An 11,052-nucleotide genomic window follows, 5' to 3' on the forward strand; every position below is an offset into this window, starting at 1 on the left:
AGGTCTCATAACCCTTTTGATGAAGTTTATGGGGTGAGCTGCTTGAGGGAAAACCTCACGAGCAGTTCTTATGGGGAGAGGCTGGAGACGGGCCGCAACTGATACCGCGCCAGTCTTTTACCCGACAAATTTTATTTAAAACGTGGAAATCATTCTTTCACATTCATCATTGTAAAAAGATAAAACGAGAACGATTGGAATGCCATTTGTATGGGCAACTGATTGCCATTCTACTCTGTTCCTCTATTATGTTTCAAATGCGCAAGTTACTTCTCATAAAAAAGAAACAAGAGCTGAGTGAATATAAAGCCATATATATGATTAAAGACTATTTTTTTCTTCTGTTTCGAGCAATGCAAAAAGACACCCAAGGATTATCAAAGATTCTTCTTCGTCTGTTTAACCTCCTACAGCGAAACGGACGGAAATCTCATCGATACAAGAAGAAAACAGTCTTTGATATATTAGGTGTCGTTTACAATTGTACCATGTCTAATAATCAAGCGGCTTAATTCAAAAATGAAACCCGATAGGGTTTATTTCGTATGCAATTCTTTCAATTACCTACACTTGTCCTTTAGAAAAAAAGAAACAATCTCACCTAAAATTGACTTTGCATAAGCTTAGCTTGATAGCAATGGGGTAGTACCAGCGAAGCTGACACCACCCGTAATGTAGATGTAGTTAAATTATTGATGACCTCGTTATATCCCTGCTGGGCATCGGTGATTGCAAGTTTTGAATAGACTTCCAAGGACTTGCGGCCATGCCCCTGTCCGCTTCCACTCCGTCCAACCAACTCCGCATCATGTCCTGATTCTGCCCCAAAAAGGTCGATGAAATTCACCAACCTTTTTTAAAAGAACGAAGAACCGCGGGCTCGGTTTCAGTCTTCGATTGCTTGGTAGACCGTGGTCCAGAAGTCTTGAATAAGATGCGACGAGTCCGGAGTGGACATCCCAACCTGGGTGAACAGGATTCCAGTAAACCGTTTGTCTGGATCAGCGTAAGCTGCAGTGCCGGTTCCGCCATCCCAGCCGAACTGACCGATAGACGCGTAGTCTCCAAGATAGGTACGCACCGCCATCCCAAAGCCCCAGCCGCCTTGTATCCCTTGGCCAAACGACAAATGGACGTTGTTTTTAGCCAAGTCCTCTCGGAATGCTTGTTGTTCTGGCGTGAGTCGGTTGGTGGTCATCAGCTGGACTGCGGGTCGGGACAGGATTCGTTTGTTCCCGTGCATCCCTTGGTTCAACAGCATCTGTAAATACGCGTGATAGTCATCGACGGTCGAGAGCAGCCCACCGCCGCCTGCTTGGAATGCTGGAGGTTTGCTGTAACGTCCGCCTGCGGCCTCGTCCCACACGATGAACTCTCCCGTCTGCGGATCAGGGTTACAGGCGGGTGGCAGACGGTCAATCTTACTCTCGGGCACGTAGAAACCGGTGTCCTTCATCCCCAGCGGATCGAGGATGCGTTCACGCAGGAACGACTCGAATGTCTGACCTGTGACCCTAGCAATGAGCACGCCAAGCACTTCGAGGCTGACATGGTACTGCCACCGCTCTCCAGGCTGGTAGCTCAGCGGGAGTGTGCCCAAGCGTCGCATCCACTCATCGGGCTCTGGCAACTCCATCCCTGGCGCGTCGAATAATCCATTTTCGAAGATCGCATTTTGGATCGGGGAGCCCATCAAAGTCAGATCCACTCCAAGTCCGAATGTGGAGGTCAACAGGTCTCGTACAGTGATCGGACGCCGTGCCGGAACGGTGTCGTCCAGCGGACCGTCGGGTCGTTTCAGCACCTGCCGGTTGGCGAGTTCGGGCAACCATTTGTCTACTGGCTCGTCCAAATGCAGTTTGCATTCGTCGAGCAGGATCATTACCGGAGAAACCGTGATCGGCTTGGTAGTGGACGCAAGCCGGAAGATCGTGTCACGTCGCATCGGTGCACCACCATCATGCCGCATTGTACCGAGCGCTTCGACGTGCGTCTCACCGTTTCGGCTGACTAGGGCGACAAGCCCAGGAATCTTCCCAGAATCGACATGCTGCGCCAGTACATTGCGCATTTTGCGCAACCCTGTTTCGGAAAAGCCTTTGTTACTTTGTCCCATCATGAATCTCTCCTTTTTTTTCCATTTTTTGATGAACGAAAATCTTCTGTTGTAATCTTTTTCATTTTGTTTCCCTCTTTTTACATTTTTATCAGCCCTATTGTTTTAAAACTACAAATTCTCTTTTGTTATTCATGCTTGAAAGCCCTTTGTAAAAAAGGTGGATTTGATGCATCAAAGAAAATGAATATTGGCAATCAAAATCTGACTCACTTCCTTTTCTGGGTTATCAGAATCGAGATATGTCCTGCACTTAGCATAGAGCCATGTGTTCATCAGACGTTTATTCTACAACCGTTGTCTTGCCCGCTCCATTTGAGCCCAGCAGTGCGAAAATTTCGCCACGCCGCACCTCAAAATCCACCCCCTTTAAGACTTCCTTGTCTTTAAAGGATTTTTTTAACCCTTTTACAGAAATCGCTGCATTGCTCATACTTTTTCCTCCTTATAAAAAGCGCCTTGCGGAGCTAGATTGCCTATACTCTTCTATTTAGTCTTACTGATAATCTGTATAACTTACTACCAGGTTAAAAATATAACTGAATAGCGAAGGTGGCAATTCACATTTGTAACCAGCTATTCAGTCGGTATTATCTACTGAATTTACTTTTTTCCCAATCGCTTCATGATACTCTGATTCAAATCTTCACGATACTTGGCGACATAGGTATTAGCGTTTGCTACTAGTTCGTCGGCAAAGGACGCCACGTCGTCCCCAGTGATTTCCAGCACTTGTCTACCTTCCGCTGCACCAGCTTCGAACAACTCGATTAATTCATACTGCATGTGCAGCATATCCATCCCGTTGCCCGCTGTGAAATTCCACATGTAGTTTTGAATTTTCTTAAATACAAACTGGTAGTCCTCTGGAAGGGCTTCAACCCGTGCCATCATCATTTTGTACTCTTTTTTATCACCAATCATTTTTTTGAACATTTCTAACATGTTATTTTTCCTCCTTTTTTATAAATCTGAACAAGACACTCCAAAAATATCGGACGGAATATCTTATGAAGCTAGATTGACTTCAAGACGTTGATTTTTGATGATACAAAATCCCATTTTTCCCAAAACAATTCAAGTTCCTGGCGGCCAGCCTCATTAAGTGAATAAAACTTGCGGGGCGGCCCCATATCTGACGGTTTCTTTTCTATATTCACAAGTTTTTTCTTTTCTAATCGCACGAGGATGGTATATACCGTCCCTTCCACGACTTCGGTAAACCCAAGCTCGTTCAGGCGGCGGGTAATCTCGTAGCCATAGGTTTCATGGCGGCTGATGATTTCCAGCACGCAGCCTTCCAGCGAACCCTTCAGCATTTCAGTTAAATTTTCCATGTCCAGATCCTCCTTTACCTCCTCTATTTTGTCTGACTTATATTCAGTATAACAGAGTACTAAGGGAAATTTTTACCGAATAGCTTTTAGGAAATTATACTATTCAGTATTACTTATTACATGTATATTGTATCAACGAGTAGAAGGTGCCAACTATTTTTCTTAAAAATATTTTTGCAACCTCACTATTCAGTGGTGTGAGTATACAGTATGACTCACTACGAGTATATCGTAACACGTAGTAGATAGACCGTCAACTGGATTTTCTAAAAATTTTTAAAACCAGCTATTCTCATTGGATACAGCTTCCTTTCGAAGAAATGTTAAAGAGTATTTCCAAAATGAAAGAAGAACTTCGTAGACCTATGTTCTTAATAATCTCAGCAGAAAAGTAAATTTTTATTCTTATTACGACTGTTTTAGAATTTAAAGATACAAATGGCACTATTAGGGGTCACCATACATGCCCATCAAGCTAAGAAATTTTAGTACCCCATGCCCATCAAGGGGTCACCATATCGAAAAAAGAAAATTGTACGTTTAGACACATTTTGGACACAAAATAACCGATTCCCTGTACGTTAAGGAACCGGTTATTTATTTTACTGCTTTTTTTATAAAGTTTTTATCTCGTAATGGTCTTAAATGATTAAAATTTATTATTTGTTGATTTATCATTATCTATTTTTTTTACAACTTCGTAAGCGATCCAAATAAATAAATTACAAATTATCAGTCCGATAAAAGCTGGTAAAACGATTGATATTCCTGAACCATCACCTGCATATAAACTCCATAGAACTTTCAATATAGCAATTAAGTTAATGACAAGTATTCCATACTTCCAAGAGTGTTTCCAAAACGCATATGCTAAAGCAAACATTGTCACCGGAACCAGTGAAGACAATGCAATCTTAATAAAGTTCCACTTGCCAAACAAATAATCCATTTCCATTTCCAAAAAAGTTTCCACTTTGGGATTCACTGTTGTAGGTTTTGGAAACCAAAACATACTTGTAGCTAATGCAACTAAAGTGATTATTATCCCCTTGGTACTTCTTTTATAAGAAAAATAACAAAACGGCAATAAAAATAGTGGACGAATATACCAACTCAGGATATTTTGATGTCTCTCAAACGCCCAAGTAAAAAAATCATTAAGAAAATCCACAGATAATCATCTCCTAAGCGAAGCTACATTGGTATTTGATCTAAAAATGAAGAATAGCCAGTTTAACGTTAGCATGTTTTTAAACATATATTTGTAGAAACGTGTAAATGTCTATTGATATAGAAATACTCTAGATTATTTATTGTCTTTTTATAGCATAAAAACCTTTAGAGGGTTCAACCGAGATATACACGTGTCTCAGCTGAATCTCCAAACGTTGTAATATCGCTTTTTCGTAACTTTCTTTCTTTTTTTAGATGTATGTGTTAAAATGTGCTGGCTGTTAGGTGTTTTTAGATAGCCATTTGCCATCTAAATCCAACCTTTCTGCAATTTATTTTATCAAGTCCTATCTGTGAAAAGTCCTCTTTTTAGCTGGCAAGCGAAAAGAGGACTTTTTTAATTTATATCATACTGTTGTTCTTTATATGATATTGTTTTTATGGGAAAACTAATCATCCATATACATTTACCATTTGAGGGGAGTTATTATTTTGGTTCATAAAATTTTCAAAAGACAAAACCTATTCTTCAAACTAAATCCAGCACATATTTTAGTATTAGGTTTTTTAGGCTTAATTTTAATTGGAACCTTTTTACTCATGTTACCTGTATCAACCCAAGATCGTCATCATTTATCATTTATAGATGCCCTTTTTGAATCTACATCTGCTGTATGTGTAACAGGGCTCGCAGTAGTTGACACTGGGACCACATTTACTTTATTTGGACAAGTTGTTTTACTTATTCTTATCCAACTTGGTGGTTGGGGGTTTATGACCAGTGGAATTTTGATGTTTCTTATATTAGGGAAAAAAATTGGATTGAGGAAGAGACTTTTGCTTCAAGAATCCATTAATTCCTTGTCTTTGCAAGGAATTATAAAATTAGTTCAGAGAATCATTGTCATTACACTTGCTACTGAGTTGCTAGGAGCTCTAGTTTTAGCCATTCGCTGGTCATATGAGATGCCTTGGCAAAAAGCGATATATTATGGTATATTTCACTCTATTTCCGCATTTAATAATGCCGGGTTTGGGTTAGAGCCTGATAACCTCAGTAAGTGGGTAGGTGATCCTATCGTCAACATTATGATTACGGTTTTATTCATGACAGGTGGTATAGGGTTTACGGTTATTCTAGATATACTTGAGAAAAAAAACTTGAGGAAGCTTTCACTACATACCAAGCTCGTTTTAGGTGGTACACTTTTTCTTAATACGATTAGTCTATTCGTGATTTTAGGTTTAGAATATCATAACCCTTCTACACTAGGTTCTTTACCATTTGGGGATAAGCTATGGGCAGCTTATTTTCAAGGAACCGTACCTAGAACCGCTGGGTTTAATACAATTGACATTGGTCAAATGACGATAAGTTCTCAAGTCTATATCATAGGTTTAATGTTCATAGGAGCATCTCCAGGCTCAACTGGTGGAGGGATTAAAGTTACTACAGCTATACTTCTTCTACTTTCACTTTGGGCAGTAATAAAAAATAAAAACGACATTAACGTATTTAAGAAAAGAATTCCTCAAGGCCAAGTTAATAGGGCATTGTCAATCGCTACTGCAGCCATTCTTTTTATCTTCATCATATTCTTTTTACTGACAATTACGGAAAAAGAGGCTGAACTCTCAAAAATTCTGTTTGAAACTGTTTCTGCGTTTGGTACAGTAGGACTGAGTGCAGGATTTACAGGCGATTTAACCCCTATAGGACGTATTTTGATTACAGTGATGATGTTTATAGGTCGATTAGGTCCTTTAACAATGGCATTTGCTCTTGCTATGTCTGGAAATAAGAACAGTAAGGTACGTTATGCAGAAGAGAAAATCTTGATTGGATAGATTTACGATAAAGGTTAAAAAGAAAATATTAGTTTACAAAAAGGTCGGTAATTCCTTACTTAACAACGGAATTACCGACCTTTTTGTAAATGAGGGTAAATTTTCCACGAACATAATCCGTGCTATCAGAAATGAAAAAACCCCTTCTTATTTACTAATAAGGTATCGCCTAAAATTTAACGAAACTATACGCTAAGCAATTTCGACATAAAATAAGTCAAAGTTCTTTCTTTAATAAAAATTCGGCTCATAATTTTGACATATTAATTTATAATTTGGATGTTTTTGCCCATCCCCCGAAAAGGGGTATTAAGACAAAATATTCCAAATTAGTGCTAGATTAAATTTTAAAATATGCATGTCAATTCTTCTACAATTGTATTGACATATTTCAAATATAGATAAGTTGTATTTTTGAAATGAAAAACTCTACATTTTTAGCTATATCACAAAGTACACCTTTTGATTCACTTTTCATTACTATGTATTCAAATATCTAGTGAGGCCTTGGCATGTCTATAAAAGTATACTTTTATAGACATGCCAAGGAATCCACTTAACACTAAATACATGAAAGTTAAAAATGTATCTAAAGGTGTACCTTTTGGAGCGCATAAAAAGAAGAGTCCAGAATGAACTCTTCCTTTGTAAATTTAAATGGGGAAGATATTGATATGTCAGAGCATTCCTTAAATTATTCTGTAAATAAATATCAGATAGGCACCTCATTCCCTGAATCATTTCCGTACCCCTTTAAATCAAATTCTCAATTCAACTCGTGTTATGGAGTTTTGAGAATCCCTTAGCGTATAAAAACGTTAAAATGTGTGTCCTACCCCGTATACTGCAGACCCAAATGTCCAAACATCTGCTGATAAAAAACACCCGGTTCCTTATCATACAAAGAACCGGGTAAAAGATATCCTAAATTATATCTAACTGTACACAATTTTTTTAATCATGTACTTGCATAGAAAGATAATAAATTCCCTTATTGGTTACGAAGACATATTCTTCATAACTACAAGCATAATAGGCTCCTATATCTAATTTTACCCATTGAACTACTCACCACTTAACATCCTTACGGACTATTTGAAGTGGGAGATTCCTAAGTACAGAGTTCTATCGAACTCTAATGGGTTAGGCTATCCCCGTAGTTCCTACGGTTAAGAGACGAATTGCTTCGTTTCTAAGATTGAGCGCTGCATTTCGATCTCTATCGTGATGTGTGCCACAAGAAGGGCAATCCCACTCACGAATTGTTAGATTTTTAACATCTTTGTTTTTGTATCCACAATTTGAACATAACTGACTAGAAGCAAATGTTTTAGATACAACAACAACTTGTTTACCATACCATTTCGCTTTATATTCCAAAATCGTTCGAAATTGTGACCAAGATACGTCGCTAATTGCTTTTGCAAGTTTACTATTTTTAAGCATGTTACTGACTTGTAAGTCTTCCATACCGATGACATCGTGGTTTTTGATGATTTCAGTAGAAAGTTTATGTAAGTAATTAGCTCTTGCATTGGAAATTCTTTCATGAATACGAGCAACTTTCATACGTTGTTTAATCCAGTTCGAAGAACCTTTCGTTCTTCTAGAAAGGATACGCTGTGCTTTCGCTAACTTTTCTTCTAATATACGGAAGAATTTAGGGTTCTTGTATGCTGTACCATCAGAAAGAATGGCAAAATCTTTTAATCCAACGTCAATTCCACAGGTGAATTCAGTTTTAGGCATTTCTTGTACGTCTGTTTCGACGAGGATAGATACAAAGTATTTCCCACTTGGGTTACGTCGAATCGTTGTATTTAGAATACGACCTTCTACTTCACGACTTTTGGCAAATCGAACAAGGCCAAGTTTCGGTAATTTTATTTTATTACCTACAATTGCAATATTTCCGTTCGTTTCTTTAGTTGTGTAGGATTGAATCTTATTCTTTTTAGATTTGAATCGTGGAATATCATTCTGTCTCTTGAAAAAACGTGAAAAAGCATCTGCGAGGTTTTTTAATGTGGATTGAAGAGCAATACTATCTACTTCCTTTAACCAAATCGTATCCTGTTGCTTCTTTAATTGAGTAAGCTCGGCAGAGCAAGAAGAATAGGTTAAGCCTTTTCCTGTTTCTTTATAAGTGTCATTCCAAAGAGCAAGAAAATGGTTAAATACAAAGCGACTGCAACCGATTGTTTTAGCAATTAATATTTGTTGTTCCTTATTTGGATAGATACGAAATTTATATGCCTTATTTACTAACATAGGTTACACCCCACTTTTTCATAAGATATCTACAGTATACAAAAAACGTAGGCTCACGCCTACCGACATTCATCTCCCACCTAAAATTGGTGTTTCACACCCTCACATTTTTGAGGAAGGAGTTTTCTGTCGGAAAACGATAAAATTTAAGTCCTTCTTCATCCATATTTATATTAAAAATGTTTTTCACTTCATACGTAATGACTTCATCTTTTCTATAAATTGCTGAATCAAAAATTCCAGCTTGTCCAGAATCAGCCTCAATACCTTTATCTATCTTTATTCACTCAGGATCTTCATTTGCTTCGATATGAGTAGCAACAAGTTTTGTAACAACTTCGTCTTCAGAGTAATATACAGTAGCTTTCCAATTACCCTGTTTTGCAGGAGTTAGGACTAAAGATAAATCTTCATCTTCTGTATATCCACTATCAGTAACTGAAGTCTCTATTGGATAACAAGGATCACTTACAAAAATTGTATTGCTTGTCATTTCAAAGGTACCTAATTCTTTTAATGACATATAAAACACTCCAATCAACAAGTAATTACTTTAACCTTTTCGCAATATCAATAGGCCTTATATTACTCTTCATTCTTTTTCATCCCTATCAACATTAAATTTATTATAAAGTTTATCATTTAATCCCCTCTAAAATAAGTATATACAATTGAAAACTTTATAATTGGCTTTAATGTTATAAGATTAAGGAGTAAGTAATAGAAAATGATGGAGGGATTTATGTGTCAAAATTAAACATTCAACCCGAAATGTCAATTGAAGAGTTAGGACAAAAAGTATCTGGTTATCTAAAGGACCATTGGGAAGAAGTTCTTGCAAATACCATCTTCATACTCCAAAAATTATTTCCGGAGTATGAAGATGCCACGTATGGTATGTACTTAGATAACCTACTTCCTCCAGCATGGAAAGAGCTTGAGAAAGCAGGTTTTCAGTCTGCTGAAAAAACAAAAGAAGATGACTTTATTATTGCAGGGTGCTTAAATTTTAGAAATTCTATTGAAAAAGCAAAATGGGGAACGCCTGATCATGAAAAGCGTATCTTTTGGATTGTCATTGAAAACCAAAATAAACAATTAATTGGCACTTTCCTTTTTGAATTATCTCATTCTCATGTAAATTTCAACCTCCCTTCAGCTCCAAGACTAATGACTTTTACAGGTACTGGAAGAAATGAAATTACAAAAAAAATTCTAAGCCTAAACGCAAATTCTTGATTAATGTAGCAAGAGGCTGTCTAAAAAGGGCTTGACCCATCCAACAAGTAACAATATATGGAACTACCTACTATTTAAGTTCCTATAGTCAAAATAAAATAGCTAAAGCATTAGGGGAAATGGGGAGGGTTGAAAAGACATTTTTATTTTAGATTATCTATCTGATAAAACCATGCGTTGACGAATCCAGAGGGGATTAAATAAAGGAGAGACAATGCACGCACTAGCACATTATATATTCTTTGGAAAACAAGGAGAATTACGTGATAAAGCCTTTCAAGATCAATTTCAGAGGGCGAGTGCCCTTAACATATGTTGTGTAATGAATATAATACTCATTTTCCATTATGTATAATTGCATATTATTTTGTATGAAACTTTTGTTATAATAATAAAAAAGTAAATTACGCATCCAAAAAATTTACTTTGGGGTATATCTATTGATATTCCCAACCCTAATCCCAAGAGAGAGAAGAAGTTGTGTACTTCTTCTCTCTCTTTATTTTCAAGACCTTCGAATTTGATAAAATACCTTAGATATTATAGAAATTTTTCAGTAGTTTTATTTTTTTCTAATGTTATGGGAAGAGTAAACCAAAATTCACTTCCTTGTTTACCGTCTAAGCGATTTCGCACGCCAATTTCTCCTTTGTGCATTTCAATCAATGATTTCGCAATAGCTAGTCCAAGTCCCGATCCTCCCGACTGTGAACTTCTGGATTGATCTGTTCTATAGAAACGATCAAATATACGTAATTGGTCATTTGGGCAAATACCTTCCCCCTCATCACGTATTATAAATTCTACTTGTTGATTCTGCTTATTTTCTTCTACAGTTAACTCGATTTTTCCAGACACTGGAGAATATCGAATGGCATTATGTAATAGATTACTCATAATACGGACGATTTTACAGGGCATAATCCAAAGTTGAGGTAGTGGGTTCTGTTGCAAAGTTTTTTAAGTGAAGTTACCATATAAGAAAAATGATCCCAGGAGCATGATGCATGAACTATTTTAAAGGAAAACAATTTAAAAAAGATATTATATTGGTAGCTGTTGGCTACT

The 11,052-nt window shown here is 37.2% G+C and carries 8 protein-coding genes and 4 pseudogenes; 4 read left to right on the top strand and 8 right to left on the bottom strand.

All coding sequences use genetic code 11. The features are described from left to right. Positions 1-125: 125 nt before the first annotated feature. Positions 126-512: pseudogene (locus tag AAIE21_RS28670) on the top strand (IS4 family transposase); the annotation flags it as partial. Between the two features lie 374 nt (positions 513-886). Here the strand turns inward: AAIE21_RS28670 and AAIE21_RS28675 are convergent. From AAIE21_RS28675 to AAIE21_RS28695, 5 genes and pseudogenes are all read right to left on the bottom strand, one after another. Then, positions 887-2,116, bottom strand: a complete 1,230-nt coding sequence (locus AAIE21_RS28675) for a serine hydrolase domain-containing protein (protein ID WP_343269795.1) — start codon at positions 2,114-2,116, stop codon at positions 887-889. Positions 2,117-2,405: 289 nt separating this feature from the next. Continuing rightward, positions 2,406-2,549, bottom strand: a pseudogene (locus AAIE21_RS28680) (ATP-binding cassette domain-containing protein); the annotation flags it as partial. A 170-nt stretch (positions 2,550-2,719) separates the two neighbouring features. Then, positions 2,720-3,061: a DUF1048 domain-containing protein gene (locus AAIE21_RS28685; protein ID WP_343269796.1), complete on the bottom strand. Its 342-nt coding sequence runs from the start codon at positions 3,059-3,061 to the stop codon at positions 2,720-2,722. A 71-nt stretch (positions 3,062-3,132) separates the two neighbouring features. Continuing rightward, entirely contained in the window at positions 3,133-3,453 is a 321-nt protein-coding gene (locus AAIE21_RS28690; RefSeq protein ID WP_033796096.1) for a PadR family transcriptional regulator, read from the bottom strand. Positions 3,454-4,102: 649 nt separating this feature from the next. Further along, entirely contained in the window at positions 4,103-4,624 is a 522-nt protein-coding gene (locus AAIE21_RS28695; protein ID WP_343269797.1) for a hypothetical protein, read from the bottom strand. A gap of 494 nt (positions 4,625-5,118) precedes the next feature. On the opposite strand from AAIE21_RS28695, the gene AAIE21_RS28700 reads away from it, so the two are divergent. Then, positions 5,119-6,474 (top strand): TrkH family potassium uptake protein, encoded by a 1,356-nt coding sequence (locus AAIE21_RS28700; RefSeq protein ID WP_343269798.1) that lies wholly within the window; start codon positions 5,119-5,121, stop codon positions 6,472-6,474. A 1,143-nt stretch (positions 6,475-7,617) separates the two neighbouring features. Here AAIE21_RS28700 and tnpB read toward each other — a convergent pair. Together tnpB and AAIE21_RS28710 are read right to left on the bottom strand one after the other, a co-directional pair. After that, entirely contained in the window at positions 7,618-8,745 is a 1,128-nt protein-coding gene (gene tnpB / locus AAIE21_RS28705; protein ID WP_343269799.1) for an IS200/IS605 family element RNA-guided endonuclease TnpB, read from the bottom strand. Positions 8,746-9,028: 283 nt separating this feature from the next. Beyond that, a complete protein-coding gene (locus AAIE21_RS28710) occupies positions 9,029-9,268 on the bottom strand; it encodes a hypothetical protein (protein ID WP_343269800.1) in 240 nt (79 codons plus the stop codon). Positions 9,269-9,489: 221 nt separating this feature from the next. Between AAIE21_RS28710 and AAIE21_RS28715 the strand changes: the two genes are divergently transcribed. Together AAIE21_RS28715 and AAIE21_RS28720 are read left to right on the top strand one after the other, a co-directional pair. Next, the gene (locus AAIE21_RS28715; RefSeq protein WP_343269801.1) at positions 9,490-9,984 is read left to right on the top strand and encodes a DUF6022 family protein; all 495 of its coding nucleotides are present in this window, start codon (positions 9,490-9,492) and stop codon (positions 9,982-9,984) included. Positions 9,985-10,058: 74 nt separating this feature from the next. Then, a pseudogene (locus AAIE21_RS28720) lies at positions 10,059-10,336 on the top strand (Tn3 family transposase); the annotation flags it as partial. Positions 10,337-10,524: 188 nt separating this feature from the next. On the opposite strand, the pseudogene AAIE21_RS28725 reads toward AAIE21_RS28720, so the two are convergent. Further along, positions 10,525-10,923 (bottom strand): annotated as a pseudogene (locus AAIE21_RS28725) (ATP-binding protein); the annotation flags it as partial. Positions 10,924-11,052: the final 129 nt, after the last annotated feature.

This window comes from Paenibacillus sp. 102, from assembly GCF_039549175.1.
Taxonomy (GTDB): Bacteria; Bacillota; Bacilli; order Bacillales; family Bacillaceae_G; genus Bacillus_A.